The following is a 25,375-nucleotide window of genomic DNA, read 5'->3' as shown; positions in this document are numbered from 1 at the left end:
AAGGTGACTGCAGCCTTGCCTTCGATTTCGGATGAGAAGAATTCAAAGCCGAATCTTTTAAACTGCTAACAAAGCTTTACATACCCTTAACCTTTAAAACTTCCCCTGCATAAATACGGTCACTGATCAGCTTGTTTGCCTTTTTTAGCTTGCTCACTGTGGTGTTGTATTTTTTAGCTATGGAGGAAAGGGTGTCGCCTTTCTTTACTTTATAAGTCGTCGACTTTGAAGGGTCAGCGTTCTTACCTTTTGAATTAACTGGTGCAGAGCTGGAAACTTTCAAAGCCTGTCCAACATAGATCATATCAGTTTTAAGATTGTTAAGCTTTCTCAAGCTGTTTACGGTCATTTTGTATTTCTTTGCGATGGCTGAGAGTGTATCGCCATTTTTTACTTTGTAAGTCGTTGTTTTTGCCAGATTTTCACTATCGCTATTTGCTGGCTTAGGAGCAGTACCGGATATCTTCAGCGTTTGTCCTGCATAGATCCGGTGGCTCTTTAAGTTATTAAGTTTTTTCAGGCTGTTTACCGTTGTATTGTATTTCTTCGCAATTGCAGAGAGGGTGTCTCCACTCTTCACTTTATAAGTGCTTGTTTTTTCAGTTTTAGCTGGAGGATTTTCTCCTAGGAGATAATACATGTCTTTACTGAAGGTAATGCGGTGCCTAGATTTGTAGCTTTTAGCTGTCTGATTGAAAAACTTCTCTTGCTGTGCAACATTGGTTTCCATCGTTTTGAGAGCTTTCTTGTAATCTTCCCCTGATAGATCTCCATTATAATAGTCGATTGTATCAATCTCCGAATTATAAACTTCAATTAAACTATTATAAATATATTCATCCAACTCCACGATGGCAGTGTTCGAAGGATTGATAGGAGCTTCTTTCTCTAATACGTCATCAAAATAATTTAAATACGCTTCGTACAAATTCATCATTTCATTTTCTGACTTTGCAACATCAATCTTCTTTGTATAGCTTTCCAGCGTACGGATGATGCCTGCATAGTGAGAAGAGAATTTATCCAACTCCAGCTGATAATTGACCGCCTGTGCGGCTTCCGCCGAATAACCAGGGTAAATAATTGATGTGCTTGAAAATAATAGAGAAGTTGCCAAAACAGTAGTAGTTAATATTTTCTTCGTGACCATGTTCATTCTCCTTCAAGAAAATACGAGTATAGGAAATAAGTTCCTGAAATAATTATAATGACCAGTGACATAAATGGGAATAGCTTTTTAAAGGCATTCGAAACAATATTTTTCGACACTGGAGTTGGATGCAAGTTATGTGTCCTGCCAGACTGCCAGATGCTAAATAAATCGTTCTGCATAATATGCGAAAGGGCAAAAGAGAAAAGGGAAGAACCTGTTAGAAACAGTACCTTTTGTCGACGGACTGTTAATCATCGTGAGTGCGTTCTTATTATCCCTGGCTTCTGTCAGAATTCTCGAAACGCCGGTCCGGAATATCAGTATTAAAAAATCAAAAAAGAAATTGGCGGCTGTTCTGGCAAGTTTATTAATTCCATTATTCTGTGTGAATGCAGGATGGGCTTATTATGTAGCAGGTCAGGATGAGCAAAAATATGGTTTGGAGGAGTACCTGGGGGCCATGTCCATTTCGAATGATGTGAAACCTGCTTCAGGTAAGAAGCCGGTGTCATCGCCCTTGGCAGTAAAGGAAGATTTACCTGCCCTCCAGTTGTCGGGAATGTTCTGAATTATAGGGATTATCATCATTTGTCGACGTTGTATTCGAGGACGATGGCCGGGGCTTTACGTGATCCTTTGCTGGATGCGTTGGAATAAAAGAGTTTGAATGTCATGTAACGCCTGAAATGAGTTTATACTATTCAGGAATGCCAAAAGTATTCTCTTCTTATCTGTGAAATATGAATCGTTATTAACGAAAAATATATAGGCTTAGCTATACGTTTAGCGGTATAAGCTTACGGTGTTCATTCCTTGTAGGCTTAGATAGCAAAAGCGGTGGATCAGGCAGGCAAGCTTAGGATTCACCGCTTTTTTTGAATAATGGCAGAGCTGAGCAGTACATCAATTTGTAAACTATAAAGAACGAAAATGTTCTTAATAATTTACTAAATAGTAAGATAACTAGAGCTATAACGAGAAAACGAACGATTAATGTTCTTTTTAACGAATAAATGGCTGTAATTGAAGTTTTTCAATACATGACATTTGTCTTATACTTCAAATGTAAGGTTCGTTAAAAAGAACAAAACAGACTCTTAAACGAATCAATAACTAAGGGAAAACAAGGAGGAATTTAGAAATGGGTATTAAGCAAAAATTAGGTTTAGGCGTAGCATCAGCAGCACTAGGATTAGCATTAGTCGGGGGAGGTACATATGCTTACTTTAGTGATACAGCTACAGCAAGTAATACCTTTGCTGCAGGTAAATTAGATTTATCAGTAGATCCAACTACAATTATTGACGTAAACAACTTAAAGCCGGGAGATACGATGCTCCGCTCTTTTGAGTTAGTCAATGGTGGTACATTGGACATTAAGAATGTTGTACTTGATACTGCTTATAGTGTAAATGATCACGGAAACAACAATAATGGTAATGATTTGGGTGAGCACATTAAAGTGAATTTCATGTTTAATGTCGATAAGTTAGATGTTCCGGTTTATTCTACTACTCTAGCTGATTTATCAAACATGTCCCCTGAAGCTGTAGAAGATACATGGGAGACTATTTTTGGAGACAGATGGGGAACCGAAGGTTTAGCAACAAACTCAAGTGACCTACTTTATGTTCAGTTTGAATTTGTTGATGATGGCTCTGATCAAAATGAGTTCCAACAAGATTCACTGAATCTGGAATGGACATTTACTGGTATGCAAACTGATGGCGAAGAAAGATAAATAAAGTTTTATAGGAAGGTGGGTGGTTCCCACCTGCCTTTCTTAATATCAACATTTAAATTTCTGCAGAGGATAGAAATGATTAAATCTGTCTTCTGCAGGAACTTAAATTCCATCACATATCCAAAGGATGTGATCCCCATAAGATACACAAGAACAAAAAAACATAAAACCCCATTCAAAAAGTGGAAGCTGTTATGCCAGCTGATGGCGATCTGGTATGCCACCACCATAACCAGCTCGTTCATAGATGGGAGTACCGGAGCCTATTTTAACAATCAGGACCAAGTCACTGGTGTCATCACCGCAGGAACTTGGAGTATTTGGGACAAAAGTTCTTTGAAATTTCCTGATGAACAAGACAGGACAATAAGAGCTTGCTCTCCTAAGGAAATTTCAGCGAGAATAATCAATACTGGAAGTACAATGCAAGGTACAACAGAATACACGGTTTATTATCAATCTAGTGGCAAGAATCCTATGAAATTTGGTGAAAAAATAAGCAGTGGCGATATTCAACCAATAGTAGAAGGTGGAAGTGACATATTGACCTACCATACAACAGAACCTGGTGCCTACAAATTCAAAGCCTTACAACGCCCTGGTCACGGAAACAAAGAAGATATCAGACATGAATTATGGAGTGAGACCATCACGATAACCTGTGAACAAGATAAACTCGAAGAAGATAAAGGCGGAGGTAAAACCAAGCCTGAACCAACTAAGAAAGAAGATAAACAAGAAAATCAGGAAGTGACGAACCCTGAAGAGGCAAAGATAGATCAGAGTAAAGTGGAAAATAAAGAAGAATCGGCACCACCTGTAGAAGAAAAGCCGGAACCTGAACAGCCGGCCGCCCCGGCAGAGCCCGAACCAGAAACAAAGCCTGAAGAAAAAGCCGAAGTAAAAGCAGCAAGTGAACCGCAGTCGGATGTAAAGCCGGTCAAGAAAAAAGATCCTGAAGAATCGGCAGAAGAACCTTCTTCGACAAGTGATAATAATTCGCTAGAATAACAGAAAGGTAAGGTAGATAAACAATGAACTTAAAAGTAGTGAGAAAAGTTGTAAGCACTAGTATTACCGTTATCTTGTATGCTGTCCTGTTTATGATGATATTCGTAGTCGTCTCTTCAAAGGCTGCCGGCGGGGAGCCTGAGTTCTTTGGATATCAAATAAAGACAGTGTTGTCAGGATCGATGGAGCCGGGCATTCAAACGGGTTCGATCATCGCAGTGAAGCCTGGAGGAGACTTAACCCGCTTCAAAGAAGGGGATGTCATCACCTTTAAAGAGAAAGAAAACATCCTTATTACACACAGAGTATTGGAAGTAGTCAAGAACGGAGAACATGTAATGTACAAAACCAAAGGAGATAACAATGATGCTCCGGATCTTGAACCCGTTTTATCAGAGAATGTAGTGGCTGAGTATAAAGGGTTTACCATCCCGTTCATCGGTTACTTCATGAATTTCATGAATTCGAAAAATGGAGCGTTAATGTTCATCATTCCAGGAATTCTGCTCATCTTTTACTCAGGCTTCACGATCTGGAAAGCGATTTCCACCTTAGATCTTTCATCCAAAAAAGAAGACCCGATTGAAAAGAATATTTCATAACAATATATTCCAAATCCTTTACACTGACTGGTGTAGAGGATTTTTTGTGCGGAGCGTAATAGAGGAGGTACGATTTTATAAAACACATACTTGTTTGCCTCCTTGTTAATTGGTACGGGGAGAGGAGCCATGAAAGTTTCGATTGAATAGTACTATTAACTAGACAATAATTCGTATGGCAAGAGGAAGGTTTTAATACTTTGAAACAGATCTTTTAGAAGTTCTTTGAACCAGATAGTTAAGAAATATGCAGGAAGACGCCACAATCCCCGCGAATTTATTTTAAAGTCAAAGCAAAATGAATTTGAGTGTGCTTGTAATGTGTTCGTTATGCTGAGAGACATGCTAATAGGAAGTAAGGTTTTGGACAGGTACATTGTCCCATTCATGAGGGACAATGTACCTTCTCCTCCTTGTTCCATCATAGTTACTGAAAGGGGAGGTAATGTGAAACAATTTATCGCATTTGACATCGGGGGTACACATATTAAATACGGAATTGTGCGTGAGGATGGAAGTGTAGCTGCAAGCTTTTTAGATGATACCGAAGCTCACCTGGGAGGACCATCGATTGTTAAAAAATTGATTCATTTAAGCAGGGAAATGCTGAAGAGTTATGAAGCGGATGGTGTGGCCGTCAGCACCGCCGGCAGGGTGGATGCTGAAAAAGGGATCGTGCTGGGAGAGAGCAACAATATCCCGGGGTATAAAGGAATGGAACTTAAACAGCTGATTTCAAAAGAACTAAACCTCCCCGTCAAAGTCAGAAACGATGCAGAATGTGCGGCACTATGCGAACAGTGGCTCGGGGATCATGGAGCTGAGAATTTCCTCATGCTGACGGTAGGTACAGGTGTTGGCGGAGGCATCATCATCAATAATCAGCTCTACTCCGGCCATTCATTCAGTGCCGGAGAGTGGGGATATATGAGAATTGAGGGGGAGCAGTTTGAAAAAGTGGCGTCGTTTCCCGGTTTGATCAGAATGGCAAAAGAGTATAAGGGCGGTGGGGAGTGGACAGGAAAAACGATATTCGATCTATATGATCAGGGCGACCAGGAGATTGGAAAAGCCGTTTCCACTTTCTATAAGCATCTGGCAATCGGCATTTCCAATCTGCTCTATGTATTCGATCCCGAAAAAGTCGTGATTGGCGGTGGAATTGCACTGAGAGGGGATATATTCCTGAAAGATATAAAAGAAGAAGTAAAGAAATATGCGGTTGAAAGCTTCTATAATCGGACAGAAATCGTGCTTGCCAAACACCAGAACCACTCCGGAATGATCGGAGCCGTCTATCACTTTACGCAGGAGCGGGACTAGGGGACAGGTACCTTGTCCCGTTTTGCATTTAACTGGGACAGCGGACCTGTCCCCGCGTCCCCCCCAGTCAACCCGTCCCGCCGCCATTAAAGACATTTTATGGACGGCTGGTTACCGGTATGTTTAGTAGTAGAACATGGAGTGATTCTGATATAGGGAGTGAGTTGCCGTGAAGTCAATTGCGTACTTTAACAGCCATGCCACCACTTGTTTTGCTGTGGAGGAGCTGCGGAGGCTGTTCAGGCAGGCGGGAATCGAATTGGGTATGAATCGAAGGGGCCGTCACAGGGATTTGCAGGGTTCCATCTTTATCATGCTTGAAAAGGAGTATCATTCATCTCCATTATGTAAATCCCCTTTAACCTTGAGTAAAGATGGGTTTGCGTTGATCGATGAGGGGGATGACGTCTGGATCGTCGGGAAGGAAGAACGTTCATTATTATATGGCGTGTATTCTTTTTGCGAGAAGAAACTGGGGTACAGCTGGGTTCATCTTAATGAAGGCAGGTGTGGTACTTATACGGAAAATGCGACAAGTGTGCAGACCCCCTTGTTTTCCCGGCGGGGCAACATCATCGAGACCATAGACGATCCCCTTTACATAAACCGTCTGATTGACTGGGGCGTGAAAAACGGATTGAATGAATTCTTTTTCACCTTCTTTCTATGGGATAAAGTGAAGAGTTATGTGGAACCAGAGCTCGTCAAGCGGAATATGAAGGTTACGCTTGGCGGACACAGCCTGGCTTTTCTAACGAAAGAAATGGGGATGCAGCCGAATCACTTATTGAGGGACTCCGGCATGCAGGATCACGTCATCAGTCGAATCCATGAGATCTGCATCGGGTCGCCAGTTGTTAACAGGGTGTCGTTGTGGCCGGAGGACATCGGAATTGATCAAGACGAGTACGATGATTTCATGCCTGCGTATATTACTTTTTCGGAAAAGTTACGTGCATCATTGAAAGAGTTGAACGTCGAAGTGGAGCATATTGTCTATAATGCCGGTCTTGAGTGGAAGATGCTTGAACGCGCTGCAGGGACAAATGTCTCCCAAGAAGCGGATGTGCTTTACGCTTATTGGGGAAGGGATTATTCAGCGTCCATTCATGAGGCAAGCGAAGAACAGAAACGTGCTGCCGCCAGTTTGATGGACTGGAGGACTGAAACGAAAATAAAAAACAGGTCCTTCACCGTGCTGGAATATTACAGTGATCATTTCATGCTGAGTGAGTTATTTCCGCCGCTCTTAAACAGGATGAAGCAGGATATGGCGGACTACAAGAAGCTGCAGGCAGACGGGGTCCTGAATCTGATTGTACCTTGTCATATCAAGCCGCTTTCACAGGGAATCAACGCTGATTATCCGTGGAAATGGATCCATGGGCTGAATAACTTCTTATATGCAGGCTTGTGTTGGGGAAAGGACTTTGACAGTCTGGTCGACGCGTATTTTTCCCCGCTTGGAGAGAAAAAAGAGACATATCTGTCGATCATTTTGGAATTGGAGAACATCCTGGCAAAACATACGGCATGGAATGTCCCGCTGTTCCCGGCACGTCTTGTAGATACTGAAAAAGTGAAGGCGCGATCCAGTCAGGAAATTGTCACCTGCCTGGATGAATTGATCGATTTTCTAAATGAGCATACGCCTGCTGTCAGTGAAGAATTACTGGACATTCAAAATAAAGATAACTTTGATTCCTTTACAATGGAAGAAATGCTGCAGATTTACTTCTATTATGTAAAGAAAACAGCTGTTAGATGTAAACGAGAGTGGCAAGGAGGAAATGTGGATGGACTTCAGTCAGCTTCGGTATTATGAACCTTCGAAAGATAAGGCTGTAATGGTAAAAATGGACTTGATTGTCTACGGGGCGACTCCTGCAGGCATCACATGTGCCATTCAGGCAAAGAAGATGGGGCTATCAGTTGCGGTTGCCGAATTTGGCCGTCACATCGGAGGCATCACTGCCAGCGGGCTCGGTGCGACCGATTTCGGGGCAAAAGAGGCGATAGGCGGATTATCCAGAGAGTTTTACCGGAGAATCGGAGCGTACTATGGAAAAGAAGAACAGTGGACATTCGAGCCGAAAGCAGCGTCTGCCGTTTTCGAGACCTGGCTGTCTGAATATGAGATTCCAGTTTATTTCAATCAGCACCCGGAAGACGTCGTGATAGTCCATAATAAAATAAAGAGGATCATCATGGAAAATGGAAGTGTGTTTGAAGGGTGCTATTTCGTCGATGCCGGTTATGAAGGAGATATCATGGCGAAGGCAGGTGTTTCCTATGCGGTAGGACGTGAATCCATTTCTACATACAATGAAACGTATAACGGGGTCCGGTTTGGTGAACCCCATCATAAATTCGAAATACCTGTGGATCCGTATGTGATAGAAGGAGTCAAGGGAAGCGGACTGCTCGAAGGGGTGACGGAGCTGGAAGCGGGCACGGTTAAAGAAGGAAAGGGGGACGGCAGGATCCAGGCTTATAATTTCCGCATCTGTTTAGCGAACGATCCTGGAAATTCTATCCCAATTCCCAAACCACCGAAGTATGAACCGGAAACCTATGAGCTGCTGCTCCGATATATTAAAGCCGGTGTCTGGGACGCCATGAAACTCCATATCATGCTGCCGAATGGCAAATCCGATCTCAACAATCATGGCGCGGTGTCGACTGATTATATAGGAAAGAATTATGCTTGGCCGGATGGCAATTACGAAACAAGGGAAGCGATTTTTCAAGAGCATTTCAACTACAACCTCGGCATGCTTTATTTTCTGAGCTGTGACGAACGTGTTCCGTCGTCCATCCGGGAAGAGGTGTCTGAGTGGGGGCTGCCGCAAGATGAGTTCCCCGAGACAGGTCATTGGCCTCATCAATTATACATCCGGGAGAGCAGGAGGATGGTGTCCGACTATGTGATGACGGACCGGAATTGCCTCGGGCAAACCACCGTGGAAGATTCAATCGGTTTGGCATCCTATCAGATGGATTCCCATCACTGCAGACGGGTCGCCATCGACGGTGTGTGTGTGAATGAAGGGGATGTCGAGATTCCCATCTCCCCTTATCCGATTTCTTACCGCTCGATCACACCAAGGGCAGATGAATGCCTGAACTTGCTGGTGCCAGTTTGTTTATCGAGTTCTCATATCGCGTATGGCTCCATCAGGATGGAACCGGTGTTTATGATCCTCGGTCAATCGGCAGGTGCGGCAGCGGCTCTCGCTTTCCACGAGTGCACAGCGGTACAGGAAGTGGATGATGCTCTATTGAAAAAAGTCCTTCTGAATGCTGGCCAGGCTTTGGAATGGGATGAAGGTAGAGAGGATGATCCGTTGGAGCGGATGAAAAGGACGTTCGGCACGGGGTGAGGAAATTGACAACGAAATGCCGGTAAATCGGTGGGATGAATATAGTTAAATCTTATCGTCCGTAAATCGAAATACCTAAAACGGTAAACGCAAGGAAATGTATAAATCAGAAGAACCCGGATCGGTGCCAGTGCACCAATCCGGGTTCTTTCTACTAAATCACAGCTCAACGGTCCCGAGAGCGAGCTTTATCGTTAAATCGTTCTCAACATCAGCATCCTTGGCTTTTCTCAGCTGATCCAACGCTTTTTGAAGATGTTTAGCGGCTTGATCGACATCTCCTTTGTCACGATGGTGGATTGCCTGTTTAAGCGAGTTGACCAGTTGTTTTTCCACTGAGTGTTTGATGTTTCCATCCTGCCCTTCCTGGATGATCAGGTCTCTGGCGGATTCGAGCGTATTTTCCAACACATCGATACGCATCAAATCGCTGCTGACGGTATAGTAGATGTTCCCGTCCTCACCCACTGTCATGAGTTCTGTTTCAGCGAGGGTTTCAGAATCAAGCGAATCAGGGTCGATTGCCGTCAATTTACCCGCGAGCGTTGTATACATCACTCCGTTATCATCCCAGCGGATGTGGATAGGGCGCCATCTTCCATAATTGGTCACGTCTTCATAAATGGTCTTGCTTTTCACCACTTCTAACGTTTCAGGGTCCATGGCAAAAATGGTCCCGTCGGCTGCCGACCATAAAAGTCCGTCGGGACCGACACTCATGCCGCTGATCATGCGGGGGCTGTAGTCCAATCCTGGGATGTCCGGAACAAATTCAGTGATGACTTCATTCTTCTCCAGATCCCAAACGAAGATTTTCGCTGCTTCTTCCGTCGGATCAATTCCGAGTCCGCCTGCAACCGTGGTGGAGCCGTACAGCTTTTCTCCGTTTTCAGCAAGACCGACAATTGCCTGGTTATGAATGACGTTTTCAAATACTTGCGAGCTTTGAGGAGCTGATGGATCGACGATTGTCAGTGATCCGCCAAGTTTACCGTAATCAGGGATGGTGCCGATATAGAGCTTCTCATTTACCGGTTCCATCTCAAACGGTCTGTCCTGATGGGGGATATCAAAGATTTGTTTCGGTGCGAACGTATCCTTGGTTGTGTCCATCTCAAAGACGGTTGCCCCTGAATAGACACCGAAATACATGTTGTCGCCGATCGCAGCCATGCCCTCAGCCTGTCCGAGTGTGAACATTTCGGAAGTATCGTCACCCGTGCGATAGACCGCCCCTTTTCCACCCGGATAGCCGCTCATATACATATGGCCGTCCGGTCCTTTTTCCATTGTCTGAATCGGTATCGGATTCCCTGCCACCGGATACTGAATCGTTTTTACTTTCTTTGTTTCGAGGTTCATGAACGTGACTTGCCCGGCGAATTGGACGGTCACCAGTGAATAACCTGGAAAATCGGGATCGTCCTCAAGCTCCACCCATGTTGTATTCCGGATGAATGTCCCGAACCGGACCCCTGTGTCTACAGCCTGGAGTGTTTCGTAATCAATTTCCATGATCCGTCCGCCTTGCTGGAAATAGGCTTTATTACTTCCCGGAAGCCCCTGGATGAGCCTGAGACCTCTATTGTTTTCATAGTAAGTATCTTCCCACTCGTTCGTTTTCGTGTTGTAAAACAGAAGCGAGTTATCCCCGCCGCCGACACCTGCCACAATATAGTCACCGAACGCATCCATCTGCCAGACGCTGGTTCCCTGGATGACATGATCCGGCAGTGCGATTGTCTCATACTCGCCGGTCTCCACATCAAGCTTGACCATACGGTTATCAACACCGACGCCAAGGTATAAATATCCATTGTGATAGGCAGTGGAACGGGTGTAGCTCTGCCCGGGAGCCACCGTGCCGTAATCTCTCATTTCACCGGTACTTGGATCGTACATCCCTGCTTTCGCATTAGGATAAGATCCGAAGTAGATGCGGCCTTCTTCATCATAGGAAAGCCCGTATACGACTGTTTCTCCTATACTGCCGACATTCTTTACTTCCTGTGTTTCTGGTGAATACTCATATAAATACCCGTTTCCGCCGATATAGACATTTCCATTCGGCACCTTGATATGGGTCCAGACTGATCCCGTACCCTCAAGAGGATAAGTCCTTAGTACTTCCTTGGTTTCAAGGTCGACTACCTGAAAAATGGCCGGATGCCCTGAAGCCGTAGTATACATGACGTCATGACCATTTTCCTTGCCGTATGCGGAATCATACACAGCGACACTCTCGATATGATGACCGAGATTGACAGGCTCACCAAAACTGCTGTCCGTTTGAGCAGCAGCCGGGCCAGCCGGTGCGAACATGGAGCCGATCATCATGATAAAAGCCAATGAAACAAAACAAAGCACTTTCACTTTCTTCTTCATTCTCCCATCTCCTCTGGATATTCGATTGCGAACACTTCATCGTAAAAAAACTTACTTACACCGCCTTTCTGACTGCATATAAATTCCTGTGTATCATCTGAGTAAGCGCTTTCCATATTGAGGATGGTACCCTGCCTGTATGAAAGCATCGTCTGCTGTTATTCCTATTTTTATTGATTTAGAACCTGGGAGACAAGTCTTTTAATGGTCGTAATGTTAGATGGGTCGTAATACCTGCGTGCGAAGGGGTTGTTCGGGTATTTAGTCCTTGCGAAGTTTTGGGTGTTTATTAAATAGAAAAAACCGCCAGCCAGGCGGTTCTGCATATTTTGATTATCCTCTATGCTGCTGTTTCGAATTCACATTGCTCATTTTTCTCTTCTCCACTTTTTCAAATGCCCTCAGGCTGATCCACATCACTGCGATCGATAGGACACTTCCTGTAAAGAGGGGGATGATGCCGGGCAGGAGAGAGATGGCTCCGTATAAAAGGCAGGCGGCGGCAAGAATTTGAATGGCCTCAAACGGCGAAGTCAACGCGATCAGCAGTGTCTGTTTTAATGTCTTGAAGAAAGGCAGTTCAAAATGAACGTATACAGGGAAGAAAAAAAGCAGAGTGATGATGCAGCCGATCAAAATCAGCACAAGCACCGGAACAAGGAAAGTAAGTCTGCCGCTGTTCAGGCTGATAAATGTAAAGTCATAGTAGAGAATATATCCAATTCCAATGAAAAGAAGAGAATAGCCGTTCGATCTTATGAACTCTTTCTTATATGTATGCCAAAATGTACGGAATACAGGGACCTCATCCGCCCGCTGCAGCCACTTTCGAACGATGGTGAACATCGCGATCGTGGCGGGGAAAAGGCCGAATATCACCAGGCCGGTCAAGGTGAATAAAATCCACAGCAGATTGAGATATGCAAGCTTCAGCATACCGTATACGATTGAATTGAACCTGTCCCATCCTCCCAAAATTCTCACTCCTTCTGTGACTTTACTATACGTTACGATTTAAATGCATTGCAATGGTTTTCTTATTATTCAAAATTCTTTCACGTATATTTTTCTGGTTTGCATTAAAGACAATTAAGAGACTTGTCTCTTTATAAAAAACAAATTAGACTTGAGGAAAGGTTATGAATATTTTTACAATTCCAGCACATCATTGGAACATCAACGTTCATTCTACAAAAAAGGAAACCTGAACAATGACAGCATTTACCTAAGCTGTTACAGAATTCAAGGGGGTGGATGAAGAATCTCGGCAGTATTTTCAGTTTTAAAAAAACAAATAAGAAAAGGGGATCATTCATGAAAAAATTGACGTTTCTCTTGGTGTTGGTCATGGGTCTCTTCCTGATGGCGGCATGCAGCTCAAAGGATGAAAAGACAGGAGGAAAGGCAGGGGACGGCGAGGTTTCCGGTGAGATCACGGTCTGGGTCCATCCTTATACGAGTGATGCGGATGCCGAGAAAAAGATGTGGGATGAAATCGTTGCATCCTACCAGGAAGAATTTGATGTAGAAGTGAAAATTGAAACCATTCCTTGGGCAAACCGTGACCAAAAAGTATTGACCGCTTTAGCTGCCAACAACGGTCCTGACGTGTTTTATGCGATTCCGGATCAAATGCCTCAATACGCGAATGAAGGAATGCTCCTTGAACTCGACCCATATTTGAAAGATAACGATATGGATGACTTTGTCGATACAGCATTGCTGTCGACCAAATGGAAGGATAAAACGTACGGACTTCCAATCCTACAGGAAGCCTACACGCTCTTCTACAATAAAGAAGTAATCAAATCAATCGGGGAAGACCCCGAGAATCTCCCTGCAACATGGGATGAGTTCTCTGCATGGGCTGAAAAAGCGAAAGACAAAGGATTCTACGCACTCAGCTATCAGGGCGGGGGTTCCATGAACGGAACATTGTATCCATTCTTATGGCAAGCCGGAGGGGAAGTCATTACCCAGGATGATGAAGTGAAGATCAATAATGAAGCGGGAGTGGAAGCTTTCAAATTCATTAACAATATGTATGAAAAAGGCTGGATTCCAGAGGATTCCGTAACAGCAATGGAACATGATGCCTTATGGAACGGCGGTAAAATGCTGGCTGTACAAGGGTCAGGGATATCATTGACAAATCTGCAAAAGAGCGGACTCGATTTCGTCATTGCTCCGCCGCTGAAACATAAAGAACAGGCCACATATGGCACAACGGGAATGTTCGTGGTTCCTTCCAATACTGACAACCCGGATGCAGCAGCCGAGTTTATCAAAGTGGTCACGAATGCTGAAAACCAGCGTAAATTCAATACACTGACTCAGTACATTCCGGCCCGTGAATCAGCGAAGGATATCTTTGATGATCAGGAATATTTAAGTCAGCTTTCTGAGTATACGCAATATGCACAGCCAGGGGTCATCCACCCGATCGGCCGTTCCATCATGCCGGGCATCCAGGCTGAGGTGCAAACGATGATGGCAGGGGAGAAAACGCCTGAGGAAGCAGCGGATGCAGCTGCAGAAGCAATAAAAGCGGAACTTGCAAAGCAATAGAGTTTTAGACAGGGAGTACTGATCTCAATCGAGATTGGTACTCTCTGTTTCCTAACTTACATAAAAAGAAGGTGATGAAACTGATTAACACAGAGACGGTTAAACGTGAACTGAAAATGAACAAAAAAAAATTGCCTTTGAAAACAAGAATCAAGCGTGAATGGGATCGGAACGCGATTGTGTATATCTTTCTTATCCCGACATTGATTCACTTCTTGATTTTTCAAATATTTCCGTTTGCGTTCAGTTTTGTATTGACGTTTTTGGACTGGAAAATCATCGGTGACCCTGAATTTGTGGGGCTTAAACACTGGATGAGGTTTTTGGAAGATAAACTGGCATGGAAGGCCATCTGGAACACGGTTCTATTCTCGTTGTACTATATTGTACCGACCATGGCACTCGGGTTGATCCTGGCCTTGATCATAAACTCAGGTGTATGGATGAAAAGCTTCTTTAAAGGGATTTTCTTTCTGCCCGTTGTCACATCCTTTGTCATCATCGCCGGTATATGGGGATGGCTGTTCAGAGGGACCGAATCAGGGATGGTGAACTACCTGTTAAGTCAATTCGGTATCGATACGCAGCTTTTTTTATCTGATTCAAGCCAGGCACTGATCGTTCTTGCCGGATTAAGTATTTTTAAAGTGGCGGGAAGTACGATGATTTATTACTTTGCAGGTCTGCAGTCGATCGACAAGCAGCTTTACGAATCGGCAAAAATCGACGGTGCCACGCCATTCCGTATCTTTTGGTCTATCACCTTCCCTCTATTGAAACCGATTCATTTTTATGTCGCGATCATCACGACCATCGGTTCGTTCCAGATATTCGACTCCACGTTCCTCCTGACGGGCGGCGGTCCGAACTATGCGACAACTACGATTGTGTTTTACTTGTACCAGCAAGGTTTCGGTGGTCTGAATTTAAGCTATGCTGCAGTCCTTTCCTATGTATTGTTCTTTATTATCCTGGTCATCTCGCTCATTCAGCGGAAGTATATGGGTCAGGAAACGAAATATTATTAATCACCGCGAAAAGGAGGGTGAAAAATGGGCAAGATCATTAAATATGCCGCTTTAACGATATTGGCTTTATGTTTCCTTCTGCCGTTTATCATTATGGCATTAGGGTCTTTTAAAGATATGCAGTATGCGTTATTGGATCCGTTATTCTGGATACCGGAAGATCCCACTTTGAGCAACTACACATACTTGATTGGAAACGGCATGTTCGTGCGGTGGATCTTCAACTCGGTTGTTATCACGATTGTACCGGTGTTCAGCCAGATGTTGTTTTGTGCGATACTTGGATACATTTTTGCAAAGAAGCAATTCCCGGGACGCGAGATCATTTTCTGGGTGTTCATGGCCGTCATCATGATTCCGCAGCAGCTGCTCATCATTCCGAAGTACATCATGTTTGCTGACTTCGGTTGGATTAACACATATTGGGCTTTGATCATTCCAGAGCTTTGGGGAATCATGGGTGTTTTCCTTGTCCGCCAGTTCCTGCAAAGCATCCCGAATGATTTGGAAGAAGCGGCCCGCATCGACGGGGCGAATGATATAAAGGTGTTCTTTAAAGTGATTCTGCCTTTATCGATCCCTGTCGTCGCAACAGTCGGTACGTTCTCGTTCATCTCCAACTGGAATGATCTATTCCAGCCGTTGATCTATATGACAAGAGAAGAAATGTTCCCGGTGACAGTCGGTTTGGCATCCATTCTTGGGAAGGAAGGGAACTTCGGGATCGAAATGGCCGGTTCGACATTATCCTTCATCCCGACCTTCCTGATTTTCTTGTTCTTCCAGCGTTATTTCACGGAAGGGATCCAGATGTCAGGGCTTAAATAGTGCAGAAGATTGATAGAAAGGCGGCCGGATTGTGAAAAATCTCAAAATTGGCATGGTGGGTTTGGATACATCCCATGCCGCGGCTTTTACCAGATTATTGAACGATGCAGGCGGGGATCACCATGTCCGGGGAGGAAGAGTAGTCAAGGCTTTTCCGGGGGGATCGCCCGGCTTTGAACTCAGTTTATCAAGGATCGGGAAAATAACAGAAGAGGTACGCCGGCATGGGGTGGAAATCGTGGACACACTCGAGGAAGCAGCAGACCGGACAGATGCCATCCTGCTGGAATCCGTTGACGGAGGCAGCCACTTGGAACAGTTCCGCAGGTTGGCCGGTTATAAAAAGCCCGTATTCATCGACAAACCATTCAGTTTGAGTGCTGCAGATGCTGAAGAAATGACGGCATTGGCCCGTACACACGGAACACCGATCATGAGTGCTTCAGCCCTGCGTTTTGCTGAGGGATTGAGGCAGGTGTTAACCAGGTCTGACAGAGGTGAAATTATCGGGGCAGATTGCTTTGGACCGATGGAGCTTCAAGGCGGTCAGGGGTATTTCTGGTACGGTATTCATGCTGTCGAAATGCTTTTTTCCATATTGGGGGAAGGGGCGGAAGCGGTCACCGTTGAATCCAGCGGCCCCCACGATTGCTTGGTCGGCAGGTGGAAAGATGGCAGGTTTGGAACAGTCAGGGGAAACCGGTCCGGCAATCAACAATTCGGGGCGCTCGTCCATTTTGAAAAAGGGACGGAATATGTCGATATCGGGTCACATCCCAAGCCCTTTTATGCCAGTCTGCTGGAACAGGTCATTGGCTTCTTTAACGACGGAAGTCCGAAAGTCAGGATCAGTGAAACGCTTGAGGTCATCCGTTTTATCGAGGCGGCAAATGAAAGCAGGGTCTCAGGGTTCCCGGTCGGATTGAATGGTGGATTGAAACGAAAATAGAATCCGGACAACAGCCCGGATTCTATTCCATACTTACTTTACCACTTCATCCATCGTAAAACTCAAGCGATAGATACGGCGCGGTCTGCCTTTATGGGTTAATTTTTCCTCGCCGACAATGTCCACAAGTTCGGCATCCATCCATTTCAACAGGATCCGGTGGGCACTCCTCACCGTAATATTGAGGGTAGATGCCAGTTCCTGTGCCGTATAATCAACGATTCCATATCGTTCAACCCGGGCCATCAGCTTCGTCATATAAGATGCGGACATTCCCGCTTTCTCCGCTCTGTCCAATAATTCAGCGTCGGTGATGGCTAAGTCGTATCGTTCGTATTGCAAATTTGTCGTGATATCCACCGGTCCCAGCACGCTTCTGTTTTCGCGGACGATGTAACATACATCCCCGCCGGAGTCCTTGGCCTGTCTGAGCGCCAGCCGTGCATGGCTGCCCGCTTCCGCTGCTGTCGAACCGAAGCCGACACCGATGCTCAAGGTAATGCCCATCGATTGGTTGGTCTCTTGAAGGAGCGGGATGAATTTGTATCCGCGTGTTTCCCGTTCGAAGATGCCCCGGGTCGTAATGAAGGAATATTCTTCACCGCCCAGGTTGATGAGATGGCCATCCAGTTGTTTGATGTAATCGAGCAGCATTTGTTGAATGTTTAGCTTCAATAATTGAACATCGTGCTCGGAATGATATTTTTCGGTCACACTTTTGAAATCATCGACGTTGATCAAACCGAACACGATTTGAGATTCCTTGTTTCTGCGCGTCTCAGTGGCGAGGAGTGCTCTTTCAAGGGAAACGATCAAATCCTGCTGGGTCGGTGTGACCCATTCGCAGGGGATGTTCATGTCAGCCAGCCGCTTGGATACTTCCTGGATACCCGTCAGGGCGATGGCGCCGAGCTTTTCATGATGCTCAATGTGAAAATCGACAATGTCGCTGATCAGCGGCGGGGTAGAGTTTTTCGGAAATACCTGGAGTTCATAATTTTCTTCTACGAGTTCGCCCAGTATTTTTTCGACATATTTCTTTTCAATGGTATCAATCGAAAGGCTTTTCAAACCATGGTTGTTTTTAATGAGAAAGAGGGATCTGTATAATCCTGTCCCCATCAGCGGGACATGATGGACCGGGATGGGCAGATCAAGGAACTGTTTGGCCAGATTATACAAATGATATTCGGTGAACATAAGGACATCCACGTCATACATTAAATCTTTTGCAACTTCAGCAATGATGCTTCCGGGTTTAATGACCCCGAAAAAAGGTTTGAAATTCGGAAATGACTTTAACGTTTCTTTTGTTTGATTGACAAGTTCTTCGGGTCCAATGATACCGATGTTAATTTCAGAGTTATCATGTATGGATTTATGGCTTTTCAAACACTCATCTCCCTATGTCCCATTTATAGACATGTCTTTTTGTCCATATGATACTTCTAATTATCAGAATTGTCAAAATTAAATGGTTTTGTTTTATTATCGGTGTCAACTTTAAAGACCAATTAAAGACTTGTCTTTTAATATGCACATTCATAAGATGTTGGTAAGTAATTTTCTGAAAGTTCAATCTGGAAGTTTAGGAGAGTGTAGAGATGAAAACAATCGAAGAATTAGAGATTTTCATGACGGAACCTTCACAGGCGCTTATACAGGATGTGAGCAAACTGGATGGAGATATCATGATCGTCGGAGTCGGAGGTAAGATGGGCCCGACCCTTGCCAAGATGGCAAAGAGGGCCATTGACAAGGCAGGATTGAATAAAAAGGTTTACGGTATTTCCAGGTTTTCAACTCCTGAGCTGCGGAATGAATTAAATGCATTCGGCATCCATACGATTTCTGCGGATTTATTGAAGGATGAAGATCTGCAGGCTCTGCCGGATGTGAAAAACATCATCTACATGGCCGGGAACAAGTTCGGCACTGTCGGTAATGAACACTTTACATGGGCGATGAACGCGTATCTGCCGGGCAGATTTGCAGATAAATTCAGCGACTCGCGGATCGTTTCATTTTCAACTGGCAATGTATATCCGCTGACGGAAGTTATAAGCAGTCACTGTTCGGAATCTCAACCGGTGAATCCCATCGGGGAATATGCTCAGTCCTGTCTGGGACGGGAACGTGTGCTGACGTACTTTTCCAATAAAAATAAGACACCGATGCTGATGTTCAGGCTGAACTATGCGATCGACCTGCGTTATGGTGTTCTGCTTGAGGTGGCCAGACAGGTTTATAATGAGCAGCCGATTGATCTGACGATGGGGAATGTGAATGTGATCTGGCAGGGGGACGCGAATGAATATGCCATCCGGTCTTTATTGCATACGGATTCACCGCCGAAGCTACTGAATGTGACGGGTCCGGAGACGATCTCTGTCCGCTGGCTCAGTGAAGAGTTTGCCAAACGCTTTACTAAACAGCCGGTGTTCGTCAATAAGGAACAGCCGACTGCGCTCTTGAATGATGCATCACAGGCCCATAAATTATTCGGCTATCCGAAAGTAACGATCGGGCAGATGATTGATATGACAGCAGAGTGGGTGGGGAATGCCGGCTATACCTACAACAAGCCGACCCACTTTCAAGAGCGGCAGGGAGCGTTTTAAATGTTGAAATCCCAAGTTAAGAAATCCTTACACGAAGGGGCCTTCATACCTGCACACCCGCTTGCCATTACCGAGGATAAAGAACTCGATGAAACGAGTCAGCGTGCATTAACAAGATATTATCTCGATTCAGGTGTGGGCGGCCTTGCAGTGGGGGTCCATACGACACAATTTGAAATACGCGACCCCCGGTTCAATCTTTATCAAAGGGTATTGAAGCTTGCCGTCGAAGAAATGGAAAAAGCCAAGGTGCCCGATTCATTCATTAAAGCAGCCGGCATTTGCGGCCCGGTCGAACAGGCGGTGGAAGAGGCGGAATTCAGTAAAGGCATCGGTTATGATCTGGGGCTGTTAAGTATGGGCGGTCTGGAGGATTATTCAGAAGAACAGCTGCTGGAACGGACGAGAAAAGTGGCAGAAATCATCCCGGTGTTTGGCTTCTATCTGCAGCCGGCTGTGGGAGGCAGGGTGTTATCTTATGAGTTTTGGGAAAGATTTGCCGGCATCCCGAATGTTCATGCCATAAAGCTTGCTCCGTTTGACCGATATTTGACATTCGAGGTCGTCCGGGCCGTCTGCCATTCGGAAAGAAGTGATGATATCGCCCTCTACACGGGCAATGACGACAACATCGTCAACGATTTACTGACAACCTATAAGTTTAAAATAAACGGAACTGTGAAGGAAAAGAAGATAGTAGGCGGGCTATTGGGGCACTGGTCAGTTTGGACAAAGCGGGCGGTGGAACTCTTTAAAGAAATCAAGCAAATGAAGAATAGTGACTGTGTCCCGGACAGCATGCTGACCCTGGCACAGGAGATCACCGATGCGAACGGAGCATTCTTTGACGCCAGGAACCAATTCAAAGGCAGCATTGCGGGAATCAACCAGGTATTGGCCAGCCAGGGATTAATGAAAGGTCGCTGGTGTCTGCTGGACAAGGAAGAGTTAAGTCCGGGTCAAATGGACGAAATTAACCGTGTTTATGCAGTATATCCTCATTTGCATGACGATGATTTCGTTGAAAAAAACCTGGCAAGATGGCTAGGCAATTAGAGAGGACGGACACGGAGGGGATCTGATGAGGAAAATTACAGTCTCGAACAAACAGGTGGAAATAGTAAAAGATGAGAAGCCGGTAGTGAAGCCTTCTTATGTATTGGTAAGAACACGCTACTCAGTCATTTCGCCTGGAACAGAACTGACGATTATTGAAAACAGTAAAAATGAGCCGATCACCCTCGGTTATAGTGCGATGGGTGTCGTGGAAGAAGCGGGGGGCGGCATCACCGATGTCAAAAGAGGGGACCTCGTCGCGGTGTATGGCGCTCCTTACGTCCAGCATGCTGATACTTTACTTGTTCCGAAAACATTATATGCGAAGGTTCCTGAGAATATAGAACCGAAAGAGGCGGCGCTCGGGGGGATCGGAGCGATTGCCATCCATGCGCTGAGAATCGCCAAACTGCAATTCGGGGAAACCGCCGTCGTCGTCGGGCTGGGGCTTCTCGGTCAGATGATTGCCAAGATTGCGGATGCTGCTTCGTATAACGTGATTACATACGATCTTCATGAAGAGCGTTCGAACATGGTTAAGGAGAATACAAGAATCAAAGCCTTCTCAAGCGCAGAAGAAATGAAAGCGGAAATTGTGAGAAGCACCAATGGAAATGGGGCAGATGCCGTATTATTATGTGCGGGCGGGAAAAGGTCGCCGTTGACCCATCAAAGTCTTGAATGGATCCGGAACAAAGGGAAGGTGGTCATCGTCGGTGATATCGAGCCCGACTTCCCGCGCCATTTAATGTTCAGTAAAGAAGCCGAGCTCCTGATTTCACGGGCAGGCGGACCGGGACGGTATGATAAGGTCTATGAGGCAGAGGCAATAGACTATCCATACGGCTTTGTCCGCTGGACGGAAGGCAGGAACTTAAGCGAATATATCCGTCTCGTCAGTGAAAGACGAATCGATGTCAGCGCGTTCGTCAAAGATGAAATAAGTTTCAATGAAGCAGCCTCTGCCTATGCAGAACTGGTAAATAAGCAATCTGTCACATTAACAAAATTGATCAACTTCTCAGGGTAAGGAGTGAGCCAATGAAGAGTCATATAAATATCGGCCTGATTGGTCTGGGATCGATAGCGGAAACCACTCATATCAACTATTTGAAAGCTGCAGATCATGCAACATTGGCTGCGGTGGCCGATGTGGATGCCGAACGGGCAAAGGCAATTTCATTGAAATATGATATCCCTCAATCTTTTCAAAGTGCAGACGAAATGCTTGAGAAATCCGTCCTGGATGCCGTCATGATCTGTACACCTAACCAGACCCATATCCCGATTGCTGAGAAGGCTGCAGCAAAGGGGATACATGTCTTTATGGAAAAGCCGATCGGGACAGGGTTGAAAGAAGTGGAAGATTATTTACGGCTCGCCAGGGAAAAGAACGTCTTAACTATGGTCGGGATGACACACCGGTTTCGAAATGATGTCAGGATATTGAAAGAATACGCAACTAAGGGGACCTTCGGGGATCTCTACTATGTGAAGGCGAAGCTCTACAGGCGCCGCGGCACGCCAAAGGGCTGGTTCACGAATAAGTCATTATCCGGGGGCGGGGCGCTCTTGGATATTGGTGTGCACGTATTGGATTTGGCCTGGTGGCTGATCGGCAGGCCGGAAATGCACAGTATCACAGGCAAAACGATTGCCGGATTCGGGAACTATGGAACGAAATATGTATCGAGCTGGGAGTCGAACAACAAGCGGCTGAACAGCAACCATATTTTCGATGTTGAGGATTTTGGGGCTGCTTGGATCCGATTTAAGAATGGCATCGTCTTATCGATGGAAATCGCCTGGGCGGTGAATGCTGAGCAGGATGAAGGGATCGAAATTGAACTGCTTGGAAATAAAGGCGGTGCTGCCTTGTCGCCACTGACCATTTTTACAGAAGAGGATGGTCTTCTGAGTAGACAGCAGCCAATATTTGAAGAGAATGAGCCATTCAAGGACGAAATCGCCCATTTCATCGACTGTATCCGCGAGGGTTCGAACCCGTCGAGTAACGGGGAGGATGGATATGAAGTGCTGAAACTGTTAATGGGAATCTATGAATCATCGAATCTCGGTAAAGAAATCCGGTTTGACTAAGTTTCGAGGGGAGAGAGTGCGATGTTGAAAGTTGCTGTGATAGGGACAGGATCGATTTCTGAATTCCATATCAAGCCGTACCTTGCCAATGAAGAGGCGGAACTGATCGCTCTATGCGACATGAATGAAGGACGTCTGGCGGAAAAAGGAGAATTATACGGTGTCACTCAATTGTACAGCGATTACAAAGAATTATTGAAGAATGACGCAATTGATGCAGTCAGTATTTGCACGTGGAATAACTCACATGCAGAAATCGCGATTGCCGCTTTGGAAGCGGGTAAACATGTGCTCGTTGAAAAACCGCTGTGCATGACGTTAGAGGAAGCGCTGGCGGTGGAAGCGGCTGTTGAGGAATCCGGAAAAGTGCTGCAAGTCGGATTCGTGCGGCGTCATGGCGATAATGCGAAGCTGTTAAAGAATTTCGTGGATCATGGAGAACTCGGGGAAATCTACTATGCGAAAACGTCCTGTCTGCGAAGACTGGGGAACCCGGGCGGCTGGTTCAGCGACCGTACGAAATCCGGCGGCGGTCCCCTGATTGATCTAGGAGTCCATATGATCGATATCTGCTGGTACTTCATGGGGAAACCGAAACCTGTATCGGTCAGCGGGAATGCATACTCGAAATTGGGTAACCGAAGCCATATCGAGAATCTATCATTCTATCAAGCTGCCGATTATGATCCGGCACTCAATGATGTGGAGGATCTGACGAATGCATTGATCCGGTTTGAGAATGGTGCTTCGCTGCTGGTCGACGTCAGCTTTACGTTACAGGCGAAAAAAGATGAGCTGTACGTCAAGCTTTTCGGGGATAAAGGAGGCGCAGAAATCGAGCCGGAACTTGCGATTGTTACCGAGAGGCATAATACGATCCTGAACATCACGCCGCAAGTGGATGACCTGAATTTTGACTTCACCAAGGCGTTCCATAATGAAATCGATCATTTTGTTTCATGTTGTCTCGAAGGAAAAGAAACGATCGCACCCGTCTCAGATGGCGTACAGGTCATGAAAATGCTTAATGCCGTTTACGAATCAGCGCGGACCGGCAAGGAAGTGTATCTATAATGGACAATACCAAAGTGGATCTGCTGATTGCAGGCGGAGGGCTGGGTGGATGTGCCGCGGCAATGGCTGCCTGCTCAAAAGGCCTGAAGGTCATGTTGACGGAAGAGACGGATTGGATCGGCGGGCAGGTTACATCCCAGGGTGTCCCTCCGGATGAACATAAGTGGATTGAAGAATTCGGATCGACTTCCAGGTACCGGAAGTATCGCAACAGAGTCAGGGAAGTGTACCGAAGCAACTTGAACATCAATGAAACCAGGGAGTTCCTGAATCCGGGGAATGGATTGGTGAGCAATATCTGCCATGACCCCCGGGTCACCCTGCACGTCTTGAATGAAATGCTTCTTCCCTATGTACTGACCAGCCAACTGCGAATCCTGCGCCATACGAGGGTGATGTCTGTATCGAAAGAGGGGAAGAAGCTACAGACGATCACACTGCTGAACGGCGAATCGGGATTGCAAGAAGAAATAAGTGCACAGTATTATATTGACGCGACGGAAGCGGGAGATTTACTGCCGCTTGCCGGGATGGATTATGTGACCGGGGCCGAAGCCAAGGCGGACACAGGAGAGCCCCATGCGCTGGAAGCGGCGGATCCGGCAGACATACAGGCCTTTACGTATGTGCTCGGGATGGAATACCGCAGCGGTGAAGATCACACCATTCCCGAGCCTGATATGTACTCTTTCTGGCGGAACTTCCACCCTGAAATCTGGCCGGATAAATTGCTGAGCTTTTATGCACCTCATCCGATCACGAAGGAGAAACGGACGTATACGCTGTTCCGGGAAGAGGAAGGTTTTCCTTTATGGGAGTACAGGAGAATATTTGACTCCGAACAATTTGAATCGGATTACCCCGCCGGTGATGTCACGTTGATGAACTGGCCGCAAAACGATTACTTTCTGGGCAATGTCTATGATGTGCCGGAAGAGGAGAAAGAGAAGAACATGTATCAGGGAAAACAGCTCAGTCTCTCCCTGCTGTATTGGCTGCAGAAGGAAGCCCCAAGGCCGGACGGCGGAAAGGGATATCCCGGATTGAAGCTGAGAAAGGATTTATTCGAGACGGAAGACGGTCTGGCAAAAGCCCCTTATATCAGGGAGTCGAGACGCATCAAGGCGGAATACACAGTCGTGGAACAGGATGTCTCACCGTCGTACAATGATGGACCCGCCGGGAAGAAGTATGAAGACCGCGTGGGAATCGGATCATACAGTATCGACCTGCACCCCAGCATGGCCGGGAAAAATTATCTTGATATTAAAGCTCTACCATTTTATATTCCGCTCGGGGCACTCATCCCGAAAGATGCAGATAATCTGCTGGCGGGATGCAAGAATATCGGGACGACCCATATTACAAACGGCTGCTACAGGCTGCATCCGGTGGAGTGGAACATCGGAGAAGCATGCGGTGCCCTCGCAGCCTACTGCATCCGCCACAACGCCGACCCGAAAGCAGTCCGTGAAGATAAACAGTTGTTAACGACATTCCAGCAGGAACTCAGGCAGGAAGGATTCGAGCTGGAATGGCCATTTTAACAG

21 protein-coding genes are annotated in these 25,375 nt (G+C 45.8%); 17 read left to right on the top strand and 4 right to left on the bottom strand.

Going from position 1 to position 25,375, the window contains the following annotated elements; all coding sequences use genetic code 11:
- Positions 1–76: 76 nt before the first annotated feature.
- Complete coding sequence (locus V6B33_RS05495) at positions 77–1,150, bottom strand: LysM peptidoglycan-binding domain-containing protein (protein WP_334216744.1); 1,074 nt, start codon at positions 1,148–1,150, stop codon at positions 77–79.
- A 259-nt stretch (positions 1,151–1,409) separates the two neighbouring features.
- Here V6B33_RS05495 and V6B33_RS05490 point away from each other — a divergent pair, with 259 nt between their 5' ends.
- The 7 genes from V6B33_RS05490 (at position 1,410) to V6B33_RS05460 (ending at position 9,216) form a co-directional block, all read left to right on the top strand.
- On the top strand, positions 1,410–1,721 hold the full coding sequence (locus V6B33_RS05490; RefSeq protein WP_334216743.1) for a hypothetical protein: 312 nt from the start codon (positions 1,410–1,412) through the stop codon (positions 1,719–1,721).
- A gap of 573 nt (positions 1,722–2,294) precedes the next feature.
- Positions 2,295–2,894, top strand: a complete 600-nt coding sequence (locus V6B33_RS05485) for a TasA family protein (RefSeq protein WP_334216742.1) — start codon at positions 2,295–2,297, stop codon at positions 2,892–2,894.
- A 78-nt stretch (positions 2,895–2,972) separates the two neighbouring features.
- The gene (gene tapA / locus V6B33_RS05480; protein WP_334216741.1) at positions 2,973–3,908 is read left to right on the top strand and encodes an amyloid fiber anchoring/assembly protein TapA; all 936 of its coding nucleotides are present in this window, start codon (positions 2,973–2,975) and stop codon (positions 3,906–3,908) included.
- A gap of 23 nt (positions 3,909–3,931) precedes the next feature.
- Complete coding sequence (gene sipW / locus V6B33_RS05475) at positions 3,932–4,510, top strand: signal peptidase I SipW (protein WP_334216740.1); 579 nt, start codon at positions 3,932–3,934, stop codon at positions 4,508–4,510.
- 447 nt (positions 4,511–4,957) lie between these two features.
- Positions 4,958–5,833, top strand: a complete 876-nt coding sequence (locus tag V6B33_RS05470; RefSeq protein WP_334216739.1) for an ROK family protein — start codon at positions 4,958–4,960, stop codon at positions 5,831–5,833.
- Positions 5,834–6,002: 169 nt separating this feature from the next.
- Positions 6,003–7,658, top strand: coding sequence for an alpha-glucuronidase family glycosyl hydrolase (locus V6B33_RS05465; RefSeq protein ID WP_334216738.1), 1,656 nt, complete (start codon positions 6,003–6,005; stop codon positions 7,656–7,658).
- A complete protein-coding gene (locus tag V6B33_RS05460) occupies positions 7,630–9,216 on the top strand; it encodes an FAD-dependent oxidoreductase (RefSeq protein ID WP_334216737.1) in 1,587 nt (528 codons plus the stop codon). The genes V6B33_RS05465 and V6B33_RS05460 overlap by 29 nt, the downstream gene beginning before the upstream one ends.
- Positions 9,217–9,375: 159 nt before the next feature.
- Here V6B33_RS05460 and V6B33_RS05455 read toward each other — a convergent pair whose 3' ends face one another.
- Positions 9,376–11,601, bottom strand: coding sequence for an FIMAH domain-containing protein (locus V6B33_RS05455; RefSeq protein ID WP_334216736.1), 2,226 nt, complete (start codon positions 11,599–11,601; stop codon positions 9,376–9,378).
- Positions 11,602–11,934: 333 nt separating this feature from the next.
- Positions 11,935–12,576, bottom strand: coding sequence for a YesL family protein (locus V6B33_RS05450; protein ID WP_334216735.1), 642 nt, complete (start codon positions 12,574–12,576; stop codon positions 11,935–11,937).
- Between the two features lie 339 nt (positions 12,577–12,915).
- Here V6B33_RS05450 and V6B33_RS05445 point away from each other — a divergent pair, with 339 nt between their 5' ends.
- From V6B33_RS05445 to V6B33_RS05430, 4 genes are all read left to right on the top strand, one after another.
- Entirely contained in the window at positions 12,916–14,169 is a 1,254-nt protein-coding gene (locus V6B33_RS05445; RefSeq protein WP_334216734.1) for a sugar ABC transporter substrate-binding protein, read from the top strand.
- A 116-nt stretch (positions 14,170–14,285) separates the two neighbouring features.
- Positions 14,286–15,197: a carbohydrate ABC transporter permease gene (locus V6B33_RS05440; RefSeq protein WP_334217063.1), complete on the top strand. Its 912-nt coding sequence runs from the start codon at positions 14,286–14,288 to the stop codon at positions 15,195–15,197.
- 24 nt (positions 15,198–15,221) lie between these two features.
- Complete coding sequence (locus V6B33_RS05435) at positions 15,222–16,025, top strand: carbohydrate ABC transporter permease (RefSeq protein WP_334216733.1); 804 nt, start codon at positions 15,222–15,224, stop codon at positions 16,023–16,025.
- A 31-nt stretch (positions 16,026–16,056) separates the two neighbouring features.
- A complete protein-coding gene (locus tag V6B33_RS05430; RefSeq protein WP_334216732.1) occupies positions 16,057–16,974 on the top strand; it encodes a Gfo/Idh/MocA family protein in 918 nt (305 codons plus the stop codon).
- A 33-nt stretch (positions 16,975–17,007) separates the two neighbouring features.
- Here the strand turns inward: V6B33_RS05430 and V6B33_RS05425 are convergent, their stop codons facing one another.
- Positions 17,008–18,366 carry a hypothetical protein gene (locus V6B33_RS05425; protein WP_334216731.1) on the bottom strand — a complete coding sequence of 453 codons (1,359 nt, stop codon included), beginning with the start codon at positions 18,364–18,366 and terminating at the stop codon, positions 17,008–17,010.
- Positions 18,367–18,578: 212 nt separating this feature from the next.
- Here V6B33_RS05425 and V6B33_RS05420 point away from each other — a divergent pair, with 212 nt between their 5' ends.
- From V6B33_RS05420 to V6B33_RS05395, 6 genes are read left to right on the top strand one after another with little or no spacing between them, the layout of a single operon-like run.
- Positions 18,579–19,595 carry an NAD-dependent epimerase/dehydratase family protein gene (locus V6B33_RS05420; RefSeq protein ID WP_334216730.1) on the top strand — a complete coding sequence of 339 codons (1,017 nt, stop codon included), beginning with the start codon at positions 18,579–18,581 and terminating at the stop codon, positions 19,593–19,595.
- Positions 19,596–20,651 carry a dihydrodipicolinate synthase family protein gene (locus V6B33_RS05415; protein WP_334216729.1) on the top strand — a complete coding sequence of 352 codons (1,056 nt, stop codon included), beginning with the start codon at positions 19,596–19,598 and terminating at the stop codon, positions 20,649–20,651.
- A gap of 25 nt (positions 20,652–20,676) precedes the next feature.
- Positions 20,677–21,681 carry a zinc-dependent alcohol dehydrogenase gene (locus V6B33_RS05410; RefSeq protein ID WP_334216728.1) on the top strand — a complete coding sequence of 335 codons (1,005 nt, stop codon included), beginning with the start codon at positions 20,677–20,679 and terminating at the stop codon, positions 21,679–21,681.
- A gap of 11 nt (positions 21,682–21,692) precedes the next feature.
- A complete protein-coding gene (locus V6B33_RS05405) occupies positions 21,693–22,751 on the top strand; it encodes a Gfo/Idh/MocA family protein (protein WP_334216727.1) in 1,059 nt (352 codons plus the stop codon).
- A 21-nt stretch (positions 22,752–22,772) separates the two neighbouring features.
- Positions 22,773–23,825 (top strand): Gfo/Idh/MocA family protein, encoded by a 1,053-nt coding sequence (locus V6B33_RS05400; RefSeq protein ID WP_334216726.1) that lies wholly within the window; start codon positions 22,773–22,775, stop codon positions 23,823–23,825.
- Positions 23,825–25,372 carry an FAD-dependent oxidoreductase gene (locus tag V6B33_RS05395; RefSeq protein WP_334216725.1) on the top strand — a complete coding sequence of 516 codons (1,548 nt, stop codon included), beginning with the start codon at positions 23,825–23,827 and terminating at the stop codon, positions 25,370–25,372. Before V6B33_RS05400 ends, V6B33_RS05395 begins: the two co-directional genes overlap by 1 nt.
- Positions 25,373–25,375 lie beyond the last annotated feature (3 nt).

The sequence above is a fragment of the Mangrovibacillus sp. Mu-81 genome (genome assembly GCF_036867415.1).
In the GTDB taxonomy this organism is placed as follows: Bacteria; Bacillota; Bacilli; order Bacillales; family Bacillaceae_B; genus Rossellomorea.
This window is presented reverse-complemented; position numbering and strand designations above follow the sequence as displayed.

Excerpts from the sequence above, each read along its gene's own strand:
- V6B33_RS05495 (WP_334216744.1), bottom strand. The coding sequence starts at position 1,150 with ATGGTCACGAAGAAAATATTAACTACTACTGTTTTGGCAACTTCTCTA.
- V6B33_RS05485 (WP_334216742.1), top strand. The coding sequence starts at position 2,295 with ATGGGTATTAAGCAAAAATTAGGTTTAGGCGTAGCATCAGCAGCACTA.
- tapA (WP_334216741.1), top strand. The coding sequence starts at position 2,973 with ATGATTAAATCTGTCTTCTGCAGGAACTTAAATTCCATCACATATCCA.
- sipW (WP_334216740.1), top strand. The coding sequence starts at position 3,932 with ATGAACTTAAAAGTAGTGAGAAAAGTTGTAAGCACTAGTATTACCGTT.
- V6B33_RS05460 (WP_334216737.1), top strand. The coding sequence starts at position 7,630 with ATGGACTTCAGTCAGCTTCGGTATTATGAACCTTCGAAAGATAAGGCT.
- V6B33_RS05455 (WP_334216736.1), bottom strand. The coding sequence starts at position 11,601 with ATGAAGAAGAAAGTGAAAGTGCTTTGTTTTGTTTCATTGGCTTTTATC.
- V6B33_RS05445 (WP_334216734.1), top strand. The coding sequence starts at position 12,916 with ATGAAAAAATTGACGTTTCTCTTGGTGTTGGTCATGGGTCTCTTCCTG.
- V6B33_RS05440 (WP_334217063.1), top strand. The coding sequence starts at position 14,286 with ATGAACAAAAAAAAATTGCCTTTGAAAACAAGAATCAAGCGTGAATGG.
- V6B33_RS05435 (WP_334216733.1), top strand. The coding sequence starts at position 15,222 with ATGGGCAAGATCATTAAATATGCCGCTTTAACGATATTGGCTTTATGT.
- V6B33_RS05420 (WP_334216730.1), top strand. The coding sequence starts at position 18,579 with ATGAAAACAATCGAAGAATTAGAGATTTTCATGACGGAACCTTCACAG.
- V6B33_RS05415 (WP_334216729.1), top strand. The coding sequence starts at position 19,596 with ATGTTGAAATCCCAAGTTAAGAAATCCTTACACGAAGGGGCCTTCATA.
- V6B33_RS05410 (WP_334216728.1), top strand. The coding sequence starts at position 20,677 with ATGAGGAAAATTACAGTCTCGAACAAACAGGTGGAAATAGTAAAAGAT.
- V6B33_RS05405 (WP_334216727.1), top strand. The coding sequence starts at position 21,693 with ATGAAGAGTCATATAAATATCGGCCTGATTGGTCTGGGATCGATAGCG.
- V6B33_RS05400 (WP_334216726.1), top strand. The coding sequence starts at position 22,773 with ATGTTGAAAGTTGCTGTGATAGGGACAGGATCGATTTCTGAATTCCAT.
- V6B33_RS05395 (WP_334216725.1), top strand. The coding sequence starts at position 23,825 with ATGGACAATACCAAAGTGGATCTGCTGATTGCAGGCGGAGGGCTGGGT.